The sequence below is a fragment of the Alcaligenes sp. SJTW-7 genome (genome assembly GCF_047716895.1).
In the GTDB taxonomy this organism is placed as follows: Bacteria; Pseudomonadota; Gammaproteobacteria; order Burkholderiales; family Burkholderiaceae_B; genus Alcaligenes; species Alcaligenes ammonioxydans.
Map to the genome: position 1 here is coordinate 128,987 of NZ_CP136682.1, position 17,490 is coordinate 146,476.

14 protein-coding genes are annotated in these 17,490 nt (G+C 59.1%); 5 read left to right on the plus strand and 9 right to left on the minus strand.

Features of this window, described 5'->3' with window-relative positions; genetic code table 11:
* Positions 1 to 201 precede the first annotated feature (201 nt).
* The 4 genes from RSQ48_RS00565 to RSQ48_RS00580 all read right to left on the minus strand — a co-directional run bounded on the left by RSQ48_RS00565 (position 202) and on the right by RSQ48_RS00580 (position 4,220).
* On the minus strand, positions 202 to 1,227 hold the full coding sequence (locus RSQ48_RS00565) for a DctP family TRAP transporter solute-binding subunit (RefSeq protein ID WP_003800580.1): 1,026 nt from the start codon (positions 1,225 to 1,227) through the stop codon (positions 202 to 204).
* A 45-nt stretch (positions 1,228 to 1,272) separates the two neighbouring features.
* A complete protein-coding gene (locus RSQ48_RS00570) occupies positions 1,273 to 2,574 on the minus strand; it encodes a TRAP transporter large permease (protein ID WP_415302034.1) in 1,302 nt (433 codons plus the stop codon).
* A complete protein-coding gene (locus RSQ48_RS00575) occupies positions 2,571 to 3,092 on the minus strand; it encodes a TRAP transporter small permease (RefSeq protein WP_131071141.1) in 522 nt (173 codons plus the stop codon). Before RSQ48_RS00575 ends, RSQ48_RS00570 begins: the two co-directional genes overlap by 4 nt.
* Positions 3,093 to 3,419: 327 nt before the next feature.
* A complete protein-coding gene (locus tag RSQ48_RS00580) occupies positions 3,420 to 4,220 on the minus strand; it encodes an SET domain-containing protein (RefSeq protein WP_003800577.1) in 801 nt (266 codons plus the stop codon).
* 56 nt (positions 4,221 to 4,276) lie between these two features.
* On the opposite strand from RSQ48_RS00580, the gene ilvB reads away from it, so the two are divergent.
* From ilvB to RSQ48_RS00605, 5 genes are all read left to right on the plus strand, one after another.
* Positions 4,277 to 6,046 carry a biosynthetic-type acetolactate synthase large subunit gene (gene ilvB, locus RSQ48_RS00585; RefSeq protein WP_003800576.1) on the plus strand — a complete coding sequence of 590 codons (1,770 nt, stop codon included), beginning with the start codon at positions 4,277 to 4,279 and terminating at the stop codon, positions 6,044 to 6,046.
* Positions 6,047 to 6,156: 110 nt separating this feature from the next.
* Positions 6,157 to 7,122, plus strand: a complete 966-nt coding sequence (locus RSQ48_RS00590; RefSeq protein ID WP_039943153.1) for a TRAP transporter substrate-binding protein — start codon at positions 6,157 to 6,159, stop codon at positions 7,120 to 7,122.
* A gap of 12 nt (positions 7,123 to 7,134) precedes the next feature.
* A complete protein-coding gene (locus RSQ48_RS00595; RefSeq protein ID WP_003800574.1) occupies positions 7,135 to 7,632 on the plus strand; it encodes a TRAP transporter small permease in 498 nt (165 codons plus the stop codon).
* A gap of 82 nt (positions 7,633 to 7,714) precedes the next feature.
* A complete protein-coding gene (locus tag RSQ48_RS00600; RefSeq protein WP_003800573.1) occupies positions 7,715 to 8,992 on the plus strand; it encodes a TRAP transporter large permease in 1,278 nt (425 codons plus the stop codon).
* Between the two features lie 29 nt (positions 8,993 to 9,021).
* The gene (locus RSQ48_RS00605) at positions 9,022 to 9,456 is read left to right on the plus strand and encodes a CopD family copper resistance protein (RefSeq protein ID WP_003800572.1); all 435 of its coding nucleotides are present in this window, start codon (positions 9,022 to 9,024) and stop codon (positions 9,454 to 9,456) included.
* On the opposite strand, the gene RSQ48_RS00610 is transcribed toward RSQ48_RS00605, so the two are convergent.
* The 5 genes from RSQ48_RS00610 to RSQ48_RS00630 all read right to left on the minus strand — a co-directional run bounded on the left by RSQ48_RS00610 (position 9,441) and on the right by RSQ48_RS00630 (position 17,382).
* The gene (locus RSQ48_RS00610) at positions 9,441 to 10,568 is read right to left on the minus strand and encodes a YncE family protein (protein ID WP_415302035.1); all 1,128 of its coding nucleotides are present in this window, start codon (positions 10,566 to 10,568) and stop codon (positions 9,441 to 9,443) included. The two genes, RSQ48_RS00605 and RSQ48_RS00610, sit on opposite strands and share 16 nt — an antisense overlap.
* A gap of 11 nt (positions 10,569 to 10,579) precedes the next feature.
* Complete coding sequence (locus tag RSQ48_RS00615; RefSeq protein ID WP_415302036.1) at positions 10,580 to 13,096, minus strand: TonB-dependent siderophore receptor; 2,517 nt, start codon at positions 13,094 to 13,096, stop codon at positions 10,580 to 10,582.
* 80 nt (positions 13,097 to 13,176) lie between these two features.
* Positions 13,177 to 14,064, minus strand: coding sequence for a FecR family protein (locus RSQ48_RS00620; protein WP_415302037.1), 888 nt, complete (start codon positions 14,062 to 14,064; stop codon positions 13,177 to 13,179).
* Positions 14,065 to 14,595 (minus strand): RNA polymerase sigma factor, encoded by a 531-nt coding sequence (locus RSQ48_RS00625; RefSeq protein WP_415302038.1) that lies wholly within the window; start codon positions 14,593 to 14,595, stop codon positions 14,065 to 14,067.
* A gap of 192 nt (positions 14,596 to 14,787) precedes the next feature.
* Entirely contained in the window at positions 14,788 to 17,382 is a 2,595-nt protein-coding gene (locus RSQ48_RS00630) for a DNA topoisomerase III (RefSeq protein ID WP_003800563.1), read from the minus strand.
* Between the last annotated feature and the right edge of the window lie 108 nt (positions 17,383 to 17,490).

The following is a 17,490-nucleotide window of genomic DNA, read 5'->3' on the forward strand; positions in this document are numbered from 1 at the left end:
GGCGGCCAGTCAGAGCGGGTAGAACCCCGGTTTTGTCGTCATGTCCAGTTTGGCGGCCCGGTATCAGGCCGTACTGTCCCCAAGGATCAGGTCTTTTCGGCTCTGCTCAAGGCATCCGGCAGCGACGGGCAGGAGGTCGGCCAGGATCGCATCCCTTCTGACCTGTCGCTGCCCCTTTTTCAATCGGTCCAGACCAGCTGCTTAGCGGCTGGCGGCAATCGCGTCGCGTGCCTTCTGCACCAGATCCTCACCAATGGTCTTGGTCCATTTCTCAACGACGCCTTCTGTGGCTTTGGCAAAGGCTGCGTGTTGATCTGGCGTCAGGGTGGTGATCTTCACGCCGTGGCTCTCGATTTCTTTGAGCAAGGAAGGGTCCTGGGGCGTGATGCCTTTACGGGCGATTTCGATTTCGCGCTTGCCAGCCTCGATCGCGGCTTCGCGTACGATCTTCTGGTCTTCTTCGCTCCAGGATTTCCACACCTCGCGGTTGACCACAAACACCAGTGGGTCAGACACGTAGTTCCACAAGGTCAGGTATTGCTGCTGCACGTCGTACAGTTTGGCGCCGGCGTAAATGGACAAGGGGTTTTCCTGGCCGTCCACGGCCTTATTGGCCAGGGCGGGCTGCGCATCGGCCCAGCTCATTTGCGTGGGATTGGCACCCAGTGCGCTGAACGTGTCCATGTACAGGGGCGAGCCCACCACACGCAGTTTCAGGCCCTTCATGTCTTCGGGTTTGCTGACTTCGTGCTTGGAGTTGCTGAGCTGGCGAAAGCCGTTTTCCCCCCAGGCCAGCGGCACGACGCCCGCTTTCTCAATGTAGCCGAACAGGTCCTTGCCCACTTCGCCGTGGATCAAGGCGTCGGTGGCCTTGGAATCGGGCTGCAGGAAGGGCAAGGAAAACAGGTTCAGTTGCTTGATCTGGGGGGACCAGTTGATCGTGGAGCCCACCGCCATATCAATCATGCCCTGCCGAATGGCAGTGAACTCGCGCGTCTGGTCGCCTTGTACCAGCGAGGTGCCGGGGTAGATCTTGATGTTGATGCGCCCGTCGGTGCGCTCGCGCACCAGGTCGGACCAGATCACCGCCCCCTGGCCCCACGGGAAGGAAGTGCCCACCACAATGGATAGTTTGTACTCGGATTTGTAAGCGGCCTGGGCCGCTGGAACCACGGCCACAGTGGCAGCCGTACAGGCCAGAGCAGCCAGAATATGACGTATTTTCATGGATCAGGTCTCCCTTTCGATGAGTGGATGTGCAGTAATGCGGTTTTAGTTAAAGCCCAGGTAGCGGGGTAGCCACAAGGCGATGTCGGGCTCGATGATGACCAGCAGCATGGTGGTACCCATACCCAGCAGCAGCCAGCCGACCCAGCGCAAGGTGCTTTCCATTGGTACACCGGCAATCCGGCAGGCCACCATCAGGTTCACGGCGACCGGTGGCGTGAACTGGCCCAGGGCTACGTTCAGGGTCAGCAGCACGCCAAACCAGACGGGGTGCCAGCCAAAGTTGTAGGCGATCGGCATGAACAGCGGAACAAAAATCAGGAAGATTGAAATGCCGTCCAGGAACATGCCCAGCACAATCAGCATGACGATCATCAGGGCCAGAATGCCGTACTCACCCAGACCGGAGTGGATGATTGCATCTGTGACCGGGTCAATAATGCTCAGGGTGGACAGCGCCCAGGCAAAGATGCCGGCCAGTGCGACCACCATCATGATGACAGCCGATAATTCGGCCGCTTCGCGCAAGATCAAGAACAGGTCGCGAAATTGGATGGTGCGATGGATAACCATGCCTACGAACAGGCCGTAGAACACGGCCACCACAGCGGCTTCGGTGGGGGTGAACAGACCCAGGCGCATACCACCCAGAATGATGACCGGTGCGATCAGTCCCCAGGCGGCTTCGCGCAAGCTGCGCCAGAAGGGCGGCCGGGGCAGTTCGGCCTCGGCCAGGCCCAGTTTGTGGCGGCGCGAGAGCCAGATCGCCGGGATGATCAGGCCGATACCGGCCAGAATGCCCGGGAACATGCCTGCGGCAAACAGGGCGGGAACCGAGGCTTCAGGCACCAGCACCGAGTAAATGATAAAAGCGATGGAAGGCGGGATCAGGATGTCGGTGGCGGCACCGGCGCCCACAATACTGGCGGCAAAGGGGCCAGGGTAGCCGGCGCGCTTCATGGCGCCGATCATGACCGCACCCACCGCGGCGGCACAGGCCGGCCCGGAGCCGGAAATCCCCCCCAGGAACATGGCCACTCCAATCGCCACGACGGGTAACATGCCTGGGCCACGGCCGACCAGGGCAACCGCAAAGTTCACCAGGCGACTGGCCACCCCGGAGCGGTCAAAAATAGAGCCCACCAGAACGAACATGGGGATGGCCAGCAGGGGGTACTTGGCCAGGCCGGCATAAAAGCTTTGTGGTACGGCCATCAGGCCAAACCAGTGCGTATCCAGATTGGACATCAGGATGGCAAAAGCCCCGCCTATGCCCAGGGACACGCCCACGGGCACGCCTGCCAGCATCAGGCCGATGAAGATGACAAACAGCAAGGTAGCAATCATGACTTGGCCCGCCAGCGACGCATCCACATGCCCAGCAAGCGCAGGCTCAGGGTGGTGGACAAAATGGGCAGCCACATGCTGTACCACCAGGTCGGCACGCCAATCGAAGGAGAGGTATCGCCCCATTCGAATTCATCCAGTGCCATACGCCCGGACAGCACGGCCAGGCCAATGAAGAACAGCAGGCTCATGCCAATGCCGAACAAGGCCAGCCGGCGTTGACGGCGCTGAGTCCCCGCATCAGCAAAGACTTCGATACGGATATGGAGGTGTCGTACACAGGCGCTGGCCCCGGCATTCATGGTCAGGACCACCAGCAAGAAGATGGAGATTTCCTCGGTCCAGGCAAAAGAGCTATCGGTCAGATAGCGCACAAACACGTTGGCAAAGGTAATCAGCGCCAAGGTCGCCATGATCAGGACCGAAGCCCAGTCTTCCAGTTGCAAGGGAACGCGTGGACCTGGTTCGGTCGGCGCGCTGGCGGGATGGGTAGATATATCTGTAGAACTTGAATCCATGAGGTCTGTCAGATCGGGCAATAAAGCTACATGCTAGCGGTCAGGGACGGGGCTGGCAGTGAGTAATTTCCCCCGGTGCAAACGCAGCCGCGGGCCAGGATTGGCCGGGGACGAAACGATAGGGATAGGGGCGAATACACACGCGATAGGGGGTGGTGTGTCGCCTGGCTGATGAGGTGTAAAACCTGGCCCGGCACGACAGATAGGCCTGTGTGTGGCGCTCTGGAAGAGCCCGGCAGGGGTGTTGCCGGGCCTGCTGTGCGGGTGTTCAGCAAGGGTGCAGGCGGCCGGTAAGGCTGCCTGGGCTAATGCAAGCTGGGGGACAGCTTACTCTTTTTTGCGATCTTTTTTCCCTTTTTTGCCTTCTTTGTCCTTTTTGGAGGACTTTTTGTCCTTGTTTTTATCCTTATTTTTGGCCTTTTCTTTCTTCTTCTTTTTGTCTTTTTTGCTCTTTTTGTCCTTGTCGCTTGAGTTTGACGTGTCCTGCAGCGCAGCGTCAGGTGCCTCTTGATCCCTTGTGTCTTCTTGCAGCGCCGGGTGCTCATCAGTCTGCGGGTCCGCTGCGCGTTGCCTGGACGAGACCGGTGCCCTGCGTGCCTGCTCCATTTCCGCATCCAGCTCGGCGGCGACCTCGCGCAGCTCTTCTGCAACTGCTTGGGCACGGTCCTCGGGCAGCGCGATCATGGTGCCCCGACATTGGGGGGCACCACACAGACAGCGATAGTTCTGCTTGAGCTCCTCGGTAATGTCATCGTCGATGACCAGCGAGTAGTCGTACAAAAGCTCTTCCCCGGCCGGGATATCGCGCATGGCCACAATGAAGACACGCGAGCCGTCAGCATTCTCGTGCCCTTCACAGTTGGGGGCGCAGGAGTGATTGATCCAGCGTGAATCGTTGCCCCCCTGGCCACCGTCCACGATCTTGCCGTTGCTCAGGGCAAAGAAAAAGGTGTGAAAAGGCTCGTCGGGATTGACTGGAAACAAGGCATCGGCCTGTTCGGGCGTCAGTCGCTTGCCGGCGTATTGCAGGATGCGTGTCCCGGCAGGGATATCGCGTAGCGCAAACACGCCATTGCCATGCAGTTTGGATGGTTTGACGACGTGCCAGGGTTGGCGTTGAGTGACCATGGGGAATCAGCCTGTAAAAGGGGATAAACTGGACGGCGATCTCTATCTTACAAAACATGCAGGGCTACGCAACCATGTCACTTGAAACGACCGCCCACAACGGCGCGCAAATCTTGCTCGAAACCTTGATCGCTCAGGGTGTAGATACCATTTTTGGTTATCCTGGCGGAGCGGTGTTACCGCTCTATGATGCTCTGCATGCCCAACCGCGAATTCGTCATATTCTGGTCCGTCACGAGCAAGCTGCGGTGCATGCAGCGGAAGGGTATGCCCGCAGTACCGGTAAGCCTGGCGTGGTGCTGGTGACATCGGGCCCGGGTATGGCCAATACCACCTCCGGTTTGCTCGATGCCTTGTGTGATTCTATTCCTGTCCTGTGCATTAGTGGACAAGTGGCGACGACGGCAATTGGTACCGCCGCGTTTCAGGAGTGTGATGCCATCGGCATTTCACGTCCTGTGACCAAGTGGAATGCGCAGGTACGGCGCATTGAGGATGTGGCTTCGCTGACCGCCAAGGCCTTGCGCCTGTGTACCCAGGGTCGTCCTGGCCCGGTACTGCTGGATTTTCCTAAAGACATTCAGATTGCTACCTTGCCTGCTGCCAGCAGCGAGGCACCTGCCCAGGACGAGGCCGACAGTCTGCTGGCCCCGGCAGCGCCGGCGCCTGCTCAGGAAGCGGCCATCAAACGTGCCGCTGCCATGATTGCGCATGCGCGACGCCCCGTGTTTTATGGTGGTGGCGGGCTGATCAATTCCGGTGCGGATGCCAGCCATGCCTTCACCAGCCTGGTGCAGGAAACCGGCGCCCCCTGCACGCTGACCTTGATGGGCCTGGGTGCTTATCCTGCGCGTGATGAGCAGTTCGTGGGCATGCTGGGCATGCACGGGACGCTGGAGGCCAATCTGGCCATGCACCATGCCGATTTGATTATCTGCGTGGGCGCGCGTTTCGACGACCGCATTACCGGCCGCCTGTCCGATTTCTGCCCGCACGCCAGCAAGATTCATATTGATATCGACCCCGGTTCCATCGACAAGGTGGTGCGTGCTGATGTGGCTTTGGTGGGTGATTGCTACCCCTTGTTGCGCGCCTTGCGCAAGGAACTGTCCCACCACGACTTGCCCGAAGGCCGTCTGAATGACTGGTGGCAACGCATCGGCGTGTGGCGTGCGCAGGAATGCCTGAAAGTTACCCCGCGCAGCGATGCCATTTTGCCGCAAGATTTGCTGCAGCGCCTGGATGCGCACCTGGAAGGTCGCGACGCCATCGTGTCCACGGACGTCGGTCAGCACCAGATGTGGGCAGCGCAGTACATCAAGTTTGATCGTCCCCGCCGTTGGTTGACCTCAGGGGGGGCGGGCACCATGGGTTATGGCATACCCGCTGCTTTTGGGGCGCAGATTGCACATCCGGACAAGCTGGTGGTGTGTGTCAGTGGGGACGCGTCGGTACTGATGAATATTCAGGAACTGGCCAGTGCGGTGCAGCATCGCACGCCGATCAAGGTGATTCTGTGCAATAACCGCCACATGGGTATGGTGCGTCAGTGGCAAGAGCTGATTCATGATGGTCGTTATAGCCATAGCTATAACGAAGCCATGCCGGATTTTGTGGCCTTGTCGCGCGCCTTTGGTTGGGAAGCCGAGCGCGTGGAGCATCCCGATCAGCTGGATGCGGCGCTGGAGCGTTGCCTAGCCCACGACGGCCCGTTCTTTCTGAACGTGGAGGTGCTGGCGCTGGAGAACTGCTTCCCCATGATGCCTGCCGGCTATGGGCATCAACAGGTGATGTTGTCCGAAGATAACTGGTATGTAGAAGAATAAAGTGCCTGGTGGGGACACGGGCGTAAAAACCCCTATGTCCCCGCCCGGGTACTGCGCATTAAATACACTGATCCATTCAGACAGGAGGGGCATGCATGATGTACCGTCACATGAAGAACCGTCTTTTGGCCGCGGGATTGATGCTGGGCTTGGGCCTGGCGATGGGGGTGGCGTCGGCCCAGACCCCACTGAAACTGGCTTATGCCTTGTCCACCAGCTCTCACTATGGGGCCGGTGCCAAGGCCTTTGCCAGCGCACTGGAAAAGGATGGCAATTACACCATCGAGGCCTTTCCGAACAGTGCCTTGGGCGGCGAGCGCGAAGTTATTGAAGGCTTGCAGCTGGGCACGATTGATCTTGCCATTGTCTCTACCGGCGCAACCCTGAACTTTGTGCCCAAGACCGGCGTGTTCGATATTCCTTTTCTGTTTCGCGATCTCCAGCATGCCCGTCATGTGCTCGATGGCAAGATTGGACAGGACATGCTGGCGGAGTTTCCCAAGCGCGGAATTGTGGCACTGGCCTGGGGAGAGCAAGGCTTCCGTCACCTGACCAATAATGTGCGTCCTGTCACTACCCCGGCCGATGCCAAGGGCTTGAAGATCCGCACCACAGAAAACCCCATTCATATCGCGGCTTTCCGGGAAATCGGTATTTTGGCGACCCCGATGGCCTGGCCCGAAGTGGCAACCGCTTTGCAACAAGGCACGATTGATGGGCAGGAAAATCCCTTGTCAGTCATTGTGTCGGCCAAGCTGCCGCAATTGCAGAAGTACCTGTCGCTGACGGCGCACGTGTATGGCCCTGCCCTGGTGCTGATGTCGCCCGCGGTGTATGACGGCCTGTCCGATCAGGACAAGCAGTTGATGCGCGATGCCGGCATTTCCGCGGCCCAGGCCATGCGCGATTATGTGGACGATATTGAAAAAACCGGCGTGGATGCGGTCAAGGCCGAGGGCATGCAGGTCAATACGGTCGATCACGCGGCGTTTGCCAAAGCGGTGGAGCCGGTTTACCCCCAGTATTACAAACAGTTCGGCCAGGAACTGGTCGAGGCCATTCGTCAGACTCCCTAAGCGATCCGCATCATGAAAGCACTGCTGTTCATGCTGGATAAGGGCGTGTTCCGGCTGGTGTCCTGGGTGACGCAGTTATTGCTGCTCTCGGCGGTGGCGGCAGCGTTTTATCAGGTCGTGGCCCGCTTTGTTCTCCAGTCGCCTGCCGACTGGAGCGAAGCCTGGTCGCGCGCCGCCCTGATCTGGACCGTCATGCTGGGATTGTGTCTGGCCTTGCGCCAGGGGGCCATGCTCAGTGTCGATGTGGTGCGATTATGGGTGGGCACGCGAACGCAGCATTGGCTGGATGTGGCCGTGCTGCTGTCTTGCCTGGGCTTTTTTGGCCTGCTGGCCTGGTTGGGGGGACAGATGGCATGGCGGGTTCGCTTTCAAACCATGCCCAGTCTGGAGTGGTCCATTTCCTGGGTATATATTGCCATTCCGATCGGGGCGGTACTGGCCATGCTGGGGCTGCTGGCCCGATGGATGGAAAAGCCGCCGGCGGCCGTGGTGGACGCCACGCAACTCTGATTCAAGACTTGATGGCAGGCTTGTAAGGCATCCCCGAACGGGGCAAGCCAGACGGGACGCTGCTTAGACCGGAGACCCTATCGTGTCCCAGATCATGCTGGTATCGATGCTGCTGTTTTTTGTATTGACGGTGCCCGTGGCCATTGCTGTGGGGCTGGCCAATATGGTGGGGGTGGCGTGGGACGGGCGTATGACTTTTCTGGTTATCGCCCAGCAGTTGTATGCGGCCTTGGATAAATACCCTCTGGTAGCGGTGCCCTTCTTCATTTTGGCGGGCAACCTGATGGAGGCCGGTGGCATGTCCAACCGCATGGTGGAGTTCGCCAAAAGTCTGGTGGGCGGCGTGCAAGGCGGTTTGGCGTGCAGCTGTGTGCTGACCTGCATGATCTTTGCAGCCGTGGCCGGTTCCAGTGTGGCGACCACATTTGCGGTGGGGGCGATTTTGATTCCGGCGATGGTGCGTCATGGTTACCCGGCACCGTTTGCAGCATCTTTGCAGGCCTCGGCGGCGGAGCTGGGGGTGATCGTGCCGCCCTCCATCCCCATGATTTTGTTTGCGGTGTCCACCGATACCTCGGTAGGCGAGCTGTTTGTGGCCGGCCTTGGTCCCGGCTTGCTGATTGGTTGCGCCCTGATGCTCTATGTCTGGTTGTATGCCCGCCGCCACGGCCTGGGTTTGCAGGATGGGCACGGCCGGCTGGGAGTCTGGACCGCATTTCGCCAGTCCTGGCTGGCCTTGTTGATGCCGGTCATCATTCTTGGCGGCATTTACGGCGGTGTCTTCACGCCCACCGAGGCCTCGGCGGTCGCGGTCGTCTATGCCCTGGTCGTGGGGCTGTTTGTCTACCGCAGCGTGAGCTGGCGGGACCTGTCCAAGGTGCTGCACCGTTCGGTGGTATCGACAGCAGTCATCATGTTTATCATCGCCAATGCGGGTGTGTTTGGCTTTTTGCTGAACCGCACCGGCATCCCGGCCGCTTTCGGGGCGTGGCTGGGGGACGTATTCAGCAGCCCCGTCCTGTTTCTGCTGGGGGTCAATGCCGCTTTGTTTGTCGTGGGCATGTTTATTGAAACCTCAGCCTCCATCGTGGTGCTGGCCCCGTTGCTGCTGCCGGTGGCCATACAGTTTGGTATTGATCCTGCGCACTTTGGCGTGCTCATGGTGGTCAACCTGGCGTTGGGCATGGTGACCCCGCCCTTTGGCGTGAATCTGTTTGCGGCCTGCTCGGTGGCGGGTATTTCCCTGGAAAAACTGGTGCGGCCCCTGATCCCGTTTGTGCTGGTGGTGGTGGCGTGCTTGATGCTGATCAGCTATGTGCCAGAAGTCAGTTTGTGGGCTCGGGACCTGGTGTACCGTTGATAAATTGTCTGCCTTGTTGAGCATTGTCCATGACGTATTTTGCCCTCTTGCTGGTGCACCTTCTGGCTGCGATTTTTTTTATTGGCACGGTCTTTTTCGAGGTGCTGATGCTGACTCCCCTGGCGCGTCAGGTGTCCCGCCCGGCCATGCGGGAATTTGAGTATGCCTTGGGGCGGCGGGCCCGCCGCATCATGCCCTGGGTTCTGTTACTGCTTTATGGAGCAGGTTTGAGTCTGGCCTGGCAGCATCGGGCCCTGTTTGAGGTGGGTGGCGCCCGTGCCTGGATTCTGGGCTTGAAAATCACCCTGGCGCTCAGCGTATTTGGGCACTTTCTGACGGTCATGGTGATGAGCCGGCGCAAAACCATGACGGCGCGCCGGTCCCGCATTATTCACCTGAGCGTTTTTGTTCACGTTTTATTGATCGTGGTGTTGGCCAAGGCGCTGTTTTACTGGCCGCTTTGAGGCGTGGGGTCAAAACACAGCAGCCCCACGGATTCGTCCTGCAGCTCTTGTCCTTTAGCAGGGTTCTTCAAGGACACGTAGACGCGTCCAGTGCGTGTATCCAGCGCCAGACTGTTGGTGAGTTTGTCGGTGGTGGCAGCGGCCACCGGGCGCAAGGTATCCAAGGAGTAGACGGCCACCCGTCGCTCGCTACGCTCGGACACGTAGGCCAGGCCCGCCGCCGTATCAAGACGGATTGCCAGCGGATTGCCCTGAACGGGCTGAGCCGCGAGAATCTGCCCGTCCGTGGCATCGAGCATCAACACTTGCTGGCGTGAGCCGCTCCAGTCGCGCTTGGGTAAAAGCCGTTGTTGCCAGGGGGTAATGGAATCCAGCCCTTGGTCAGTTACGTACAGGCGGCCCTGATAGTAGGCCAGATTGATGGGTTGATGCACGCCGGGCAGGGTCCAGCGTTCTTGGATACGCAGGGCCCGGGTGTCGATCACCACGATTTCCCCTGCCATGGTGGACACATAGAGTCGCCCGCCTTGCTCATCCAGCGCCAGCCCGGTGGGATAAAAGCCCAGGTCGGGAATACGGGTTTTTAGCGCGAGGTTCCGACTATCCAGCACGAAAAGCACGCTCTGGCCGGCAGACAGGCCGGGGACAAACAGCAGGCCCTGGGACTTGTCCAGAATAAGGCCGCGCAGGTCATGTTCATAGCGCTTGCCATCCGGTCGGAGCTGGCTTAGCTGTACTGTGTGCAGCCTGCGATTGCGCTGTGTATCGATTACGCTGATGCGTCCTTGCAGGGAGTGCCCCACGTACAGACGATTAGCCTGATCGTCCAGAGCCAGTCCGAAGGCGCGATAAGGCAAGAGCAGGCGGCTTTGTTCCTGCAAGGTGGCGGCGTCCAGCTGTACCAGGCTGCTCGGTGGCGCGTCGTCGTTGAAACCACCGGCCACGGCCGCATAGACGGCGTCTTGGCGGGGGCTGTAGGCCAGCTCGTAAACGCCCGGCCCAACGACTGTCTGTACGTGGCTCGTGGTGGGGCTGCACAGGCGCTGGGCCTGTACTGGCAAGGCCAGGGCGCTGCTGGTGGCCAGCAGCGCGAAGATCCAATGGGTTTTCATAGAAACAATCCTTAGTATTGCAGCGTGTAGGTCAGCGCGTAAGTACGCCCTTGGCCGCGGAAATCCAGCACGCTGGGGGCAATGATGCCGCTGTAGATTAGCTTGGCCTGCTGGCCCCACCGTGTTTCATAGGATTTGTTGAACAGGTTTTGAATCCCCAGCGACAGCGTGCCCTTGACCTGTGCGCTGTGATCGAACTGGTAGCGTCCCAGCAGGTCCACCAGGGTCAGACTGGGCAGGGATTCTTGTTGCTGGCCGCCCCCGACACTGGGGATGTCGCTGCGCAGTTTCATCGAGTGGGCTACCTGCGCGCGGACTGCCCAGTTACTGCCCTGCTTGCCGATATAGGCGGTAGCCTTGGAGGGGCTGGAGTAGTAAATGCCGCGCCGCTGCCAGCGGCCGTCTTTCAGCTCTTCATTGCGAATCAGCAGCAGGCTGGCCCCGGTGCTCCAGCCGTGGTTCAGGCGCAGATCCAGTTGCCCTTCCAGACCGTAGTTACGCACTTTGGAGTCCACCAGCGAGATATTCAGCGTGTTGCGGTCCAGGGCGATCGACTTGTCAGATTGCGAATGAAACAGAGCGACCTGGGTAGAGAGCGGGCCATCGTTGTATCGCCAGCCCACTTCGGTGGAGCGGGTTTTGATGGCCGCCATGCTGGAGTCCGCCACGCTGATGTGGCGACCCAGCGCCCAGTGATTGTCGATCAGTGAATAGCTGGCGCCCGTTCCGTAGTACTTGGCGGGGTCTGCCAGCTCGAACCCTTCGGAATAATTGGCCCACACCTGCTGGGCCGGGCTGAGCTTGTAGATCAGACCGGCATTGAACAAGGTCGTGCCGTAGCTGTTGCGCCCGCCTGGAATGGCATCGGCCGACTGTCCGTAGCCGGACAGAACCAGACGTTGTTGTATGCCCTGAACAAAGTCGTCCACCTGCACACGGACGTGTTGCTTGCGCAGCCCGGCGCTCAGACTCAGCTTGTCAGTCAGATGCAGGTCAGCCTGTGCAAAGGCTCCCAGTATGTGATTGCGAAAGCCGGGGTAGCGCGGCAGGCTGGCCACCTTGTCAAACTCCAGCCCCCCACTGTCCATCGCCTTGTTGATGTCGAACATGGTCTGGGTGGCCTTGAAGGTTTCGTGATCGTAATCCACGCCATAATTCAGGCTGAAGCGGTCCCAGTCCTTGTTGAGCATGGCTTTCAGGCCGAATGTCTCGGTTTCCTGTGTGGACACACTCCAGTTGTAAATGCGTTTGCCGGGGACGAGCGGGTTGGCGTCTGAATCCGGGTAGGGATAAAAACGCATGGACTCATTGCGATAGTAGGCCTTCAGATACAAATCCTGGCCGCCCAGCACATCACTTTTGTAATAGTCGGCCGCCAGAATCTGGCGTTCGGTGCGGGGTTTGTAGTTCGAGTCAAACCCGCTGCGTATATCCAGTTCAGAGGGGTTGAGGATATTGTCGTTGGGGCCCGGGCGCAGCCATAGCGCTTTGCCCGGTTTGAAGCCGGAGTCGTAGTACTGGGCCAGCAGGCGCAGTTCGCCCGCCTCTTGCAGATCCACATTCAAGGTGCCCATCAGGTCCAGAGACCGGTTCCACTGCAGGTCTGTCTGGGTAATGTCGGGCAGGACGCGATCGCCCTGGCTGTCATAGGCGCCGCCATTGCGGGTCAGAGACAAGGCCAAACGCCCTTGAACGGTCTCGTTGCCGCCTTCGACGGACTGCGACAAGGTGGTGTTCAGGTCATCGCCTGCTTGCAGACCGCTTCGTACTCCCAGCTCGGAGACAAATCGTGCCGGACCGGGTTCGGCGCGTTTGGTAATGATATTGATGATCCCGCCTGTGGCATTGCCGCCGTGAATGGCTGTGGCTCCCGACAAGACCTCGATGCGTTCGATATTGAAGGGGTCAATCGAATCAAACTGCCGGCTCAGTTGACGCGAGCCGTTCAGGGAAATGCCGTCGATCATGACCTGCGTGGGTCGGCCCCGCAGGTACTGACCCGCATTGGTGCGGGATTGTCCCCCCAGGTCCAGGCCGGGGATCAGTTGCCCGAGCATTTGCTTCAGGGACACGCCGCCTCGGGTCTGTTCCGCAATCTGCTCTGAGTCAATGACCCAGACGGTGTTGGCTGTCTCATCAATGGATTTTGGGGTGCGCGAGGCGACAACGGTCACTGCGGCCAGTGTTTCCCCTTGCCGGATGGGAGCGTCCTGGGTCTTGGGCTGTGACGGGGCAGTCTGCAAAGTGTAGGAGCCAGCGCCGACTTGACGGGGTGCCAGCCCCGAGCCATTCAGGACGCTTTGCAAAGCCTGGGTAGCGGTGTAGCTGCCGTGTAAAGGAGGTGCCAGGCGGTGCTCGACCAGATCTTGAGTGAAAAAAACTTGTATGCCGGCCTGACTGGCAATCTGGGTTAGCGCGGTGCCTAAGGGCTGGGCGGGCAGATTGAAGTTCAGAGTCTGGGCATGAGCAGCCGTGCTGATGCTGACCACGGTCAGGGCAGCCAAGGGGGTAGAGAGCGTCAGGCGCATGAACAAAGTACCTTGAAAAGGAGGACTGATAGAGCGAAGCCGTTTTAAAACAGCCGTACCCCTACCTCCTTTACAAATAATTACTTTTTGGCGGGCAGCAGCAACAGGCTGCCATCAGCCTGTTGTTGAAGCTCGACCGACCAGACCTTGGGCAGCAGGGTGGGCAGTTGGTCCAGAGCTGCAAGCTGGAAAACGGCGCTGACTCGGCGTTGGGCCAAGGCCGGGTCAGATACCCGCAGGGTTTGAGGCAGATAGGCTTGCAGTTGATGGACGGCTTGTTCCAGAGGCAAATCGTTGATCAGCAGTTGACCGCGTTGCCAGGCCAGCAGCGTGTCGGCCTGCACCGTTTCAATCGGCCCTACTCCGGCAGCATCGACTTGTAGCCGTTCATCCGCCTGCAAGATATGGTTGACGGTCGGCTGATGGGCCTGGTCGCGCACCTGTACCCGCCCCTGCTCTACGGTCACGACAAGAGCGTCGGGCTCGTGTTCAACTGCAAAGCGCGTGCCCAGCACGCGCACTTGCACGGTGCCCGCCTGCACCTGGAAAGGACGCCAGGCTGAGTGGCTGACATCGAAATACGCCCGCCCCTGCTCCAGCTGGATGTCCCGGCTGCGCAGTCGCCAGGTGGCAGACAGGCGGGTGTTGCGGTCCAGGGTGGCGACGGAACCATCGAACAGGGTAAGGCGTTGCTGAGTATGGGCCGTAGTGCTGATCGTTTCGTGCCGCCAGGCCGGGTTCCAGTACCATAAGCCGGTTGCCATCATTGCCAGAACCAGCAGGGCCGAGCCGGCCCGACGTTTCTCTCGTTGTCGTTTACGCTCGCTGGCCTGCCGGGCCAGTTGCTCCAGATCGGGCAACGGAAACTGCTCCCGCAGCGTTGTCTGATGCTGGCTGAGCAGCTTGTCCAAGGGGGAATCAGCGGCGTGATCGTGAGTGGGCGGAACCGGATCAGCGGTGGAATTCATTTAGCAGCGCTCCATGTGGCGACGGCAGTGTTCCATGCCCAACCGTATATGTTTTTCAACGGTTTTGACTGAGATGGCCTGCAGACGAGCGACTTCTGCTTGGCTGATATGGTGAATTTTGTGCAAGATAAACACTTCTTTGCAGCGAGGCGGCAAACTGTGAATCGCTTGCATCAGGTGATTTAATGCCTGACGGGCGCTTACCTGCTGTTCGGGTGTCGCTGCCGGGCATGGGTGGTCTTCGGGACGCAGGTGAACCTCGTGATGGCTGCAGCGACGCTGGTCGCTGCGGTAGCGGTCGATCGCCAGATGGTGCAAGATGCGGCGCAACAAGGCCAGAGGGGAACGGGGTTCGGGGCGCGAAGGGCGCTCTAGCAAACGCAGGCAGGCGTCGTGCAGAACATCTTGCGCAAAATGCTGAGCACCAAAACGTCGGCGTAATTGACCCAGCAGATCCTCGTAGTGTTCACATAAGGCATCGACCAACGCATTGCGCCGATGGTGGGAAGAAGCACGGGGTTTTGTCGGCATGGGCGGAAGATGCCTGCGGGGCAAAAGTAGAGTTGGAATTAGTAAAGCAAATAAAAACGATTCTTATTTTAATATAAGTCGGCTGACCGTCAAAACACGGGTGTATCCGGTGGGTAGGCATCATGAGACGGGACATGAAAAAGGCCTCCCGAGTGGGAGGCCTGGTTGCTGCGGATAAAGCGGGCTGAACAATCAGTCTGCCGTGTTGGCCGCTGTCTTTTTTGCAGCTGTCTTTTTAGCGGCGGTCTTTTTGGCCGCTGTTTTCTTGACGGCGGTCTTTTTCGCGGCTGCTTTGGTCGCCGTTTTCTTGGCCGCCGTTTTGCGGGCCGGTTTCTCGGGCCGCGGCTCGAACTCAAAGCCGATCTTGCCGTCGGCCTGACGAACCAGGAAGGCCTTGAACTTGCGATTGGTGCGCGAGGACACAAAACCATCGAGCAGGTCTGTCTTACCCTCGCCCAGCAATTTGGCCATCTGTTCGCGGGTGATCTCCTGTTGCAAGATCACCTTGCCACTACGGAAATCACAGCTTTTGGATGGGCCAACGGACTTCTCGCACAAGTAGCGCAAACCGTGTTCAAAGACGGAGGACTGGCACTTGGGGCAAGGGCCGACCGGGGTCTGGCCGCTGAAATCCAGCGTTTCGTCGTCTTCGTCGTCGTTCTGGCCAAAGTCGAACTCCAGCTTGTACTCGTCGGTAATGCGCAAGAGTGCCGCAAAGGGACGTCCCATCTTGCTGATGAAGCCGGGCAATGGCCCTAGCTCTTTCTTGGCCAGCAGTTCTTCCACTTCGGGCAGCTCAAAGGTGCGGCCTCCGGGGTGCTTGCCAATCGAAAAATCGCAAGCCGTGCAGGCGTAACGACGGTAATTTTCTTTGACCACGCCGCCACATTTCGGACATGGCGTTTGCAAGGTTGCGTAATCACCAGGAACCGTGTCGCGTTCGTACTCTTTCGCGCGTTTGACAATCACTTGCGTCATTTGCGCGATTTCACGCATGAACACATCGCGGTCCAACTGACGCTGCTCGATCTGCTTGAGCTGGTGCTCCCACTCGCCGGTCAGCTCAGGCGAAGTCAGTTCGCTAACGCCCAGACCGGACAACAAAGTCATCAATTGGCGCGCCTTGGCGCTAGGCACCAGTTCGCGGCCTTCCCGACGCAGATAGGCTTCGTTCAGCAGACCTTCGATAATGGCTGCACGCGTGGCAGGCGTGCCCAGTCCGCGTTCGGACATGGCTTCGCGCAGGGCTTCATCGTCCACCAGCTTGCCGGCGCTTTCCATGGCCGACAACAAGGTCGCTTCCGTAAAGCGTGCGGGCGGCTTGGTGGCCAGGGCCTTGGTGTTCACGTCTTCGGTGCGCACCTTCTCGCCATCGGCAACGGGCACCAGGGACGCATCTTCACCCTGGGCATCGCGACCATAAATAGCCAGCCAGCCCGGTTTGACCAGTACTTTGCCTTCGGTCTTGAAGTGGTGGCCGGACACCTGCGTGATACGCGTGGTGACGCGGAACTCCGCGGCCGGGAAGAACACGGCCAGGAAGCGACGGCTGATCAGCTCATAAATCTTGTGCTCGGCATCACTCAGCTCCCGAGGCACCTGCAAGGTGGGGATGATGGCAAAGTGATCCGAGACCTTCTTGTTGTCAAAGATCCGACGGTTGGGTTTCACCCATTTTTGCTCGACCACTTCCTGGGCGAAGGGCTGTACTGAGGCGCTGGCAGGCGTGCCGCTGTCTGCCAGCGCACGCATGGTCTCTTGCACCGTACTGATATAGTCTTCGGGCAGATAGCGCGAATCGGTACGGGGGTACGTCAGTGCCTTGTGGCGTTCGTACAAGGTCTGTGCCAGGGACAAGGTGGTCTTGGCAGAAAAACCGAAGCGCGAGTTGGCTTCCCGTTGCAGCGAGGTCAAATCAAACAGCGCGGGCGACATCTGCGTGCTGGGCTTGGATTCCTCGGTGACCACACCAGGCTGTTCGCGGCAGGCAGCCACAATCGTTTGAGCCGCGGTCAGGGACCACAGACGCGAGTCTTTTTTCTCGGGGTCGTGCTCGTCCTTGACGAATTTGGGGTCAAACCAGCGGCCCGTGTACAGACCGGCAGCAGCGATAAAGTCTGCGTGTACTTCCCAGTAATCGCGTGACACGAACTGACGAATCCGGTTCTCGCGTTCGTTGACGATAGCCAGCGTGGGAGTTTGCACACGGCCCACAGGGGTTTTGAAGAAACCGCCGTCCTTGCTGTTGAAGGCCGTCATGGCACGAGTGCCATTGATGCCCACCAGCCAGTCGGCCTCGGCACGCGAACGGGCTGCCGCCTCCAGCGGTTTCATGTCCTCGTCGTCACGCAGGTTTTCAAAGGCCTCGCGGATCGCCGATTGAGTCATCGAACGTAACCAAAGCCGTTGCACCGGTTTTTTCGTTCCGGCGTACTGCATAATGTAGCGAAAAATCAGCTCACCCTCGCGTCCCGCGTCACAGGCATTAATTACCGCGGTGACATCTTTCCGCTTGATCAGCTTGACCAGCAGTTTCAGGCGTTCAGTCGATTTTTTGTCGGTAGGGTTGAGCTCAAATTGAGGGGGGATGACGGGTAAATGCGTGAAGCTCCACTTGCCGCGGACCGGATCATTAGGGGCCACCAGGCTCAGCAGATGGCCAATGCTGGAGGCCAGCACGTAGCGATCGCTTTCAAAATAATCACCTTCTCGAGTGAAACCGCCCAATGCCCGCGAGATATCTACGGCGACTGAAGGTTTCTCGGCAATGATTAGTGTTTTATCCATATGATTCCAGTGACAGCAACTGCGCTGCAATGCGCGAAATGATACGAGGTGCTTATCCCTCTATGCAAGTTATGAGACCTGACAAGACTAACGTATGGCCAACGGACT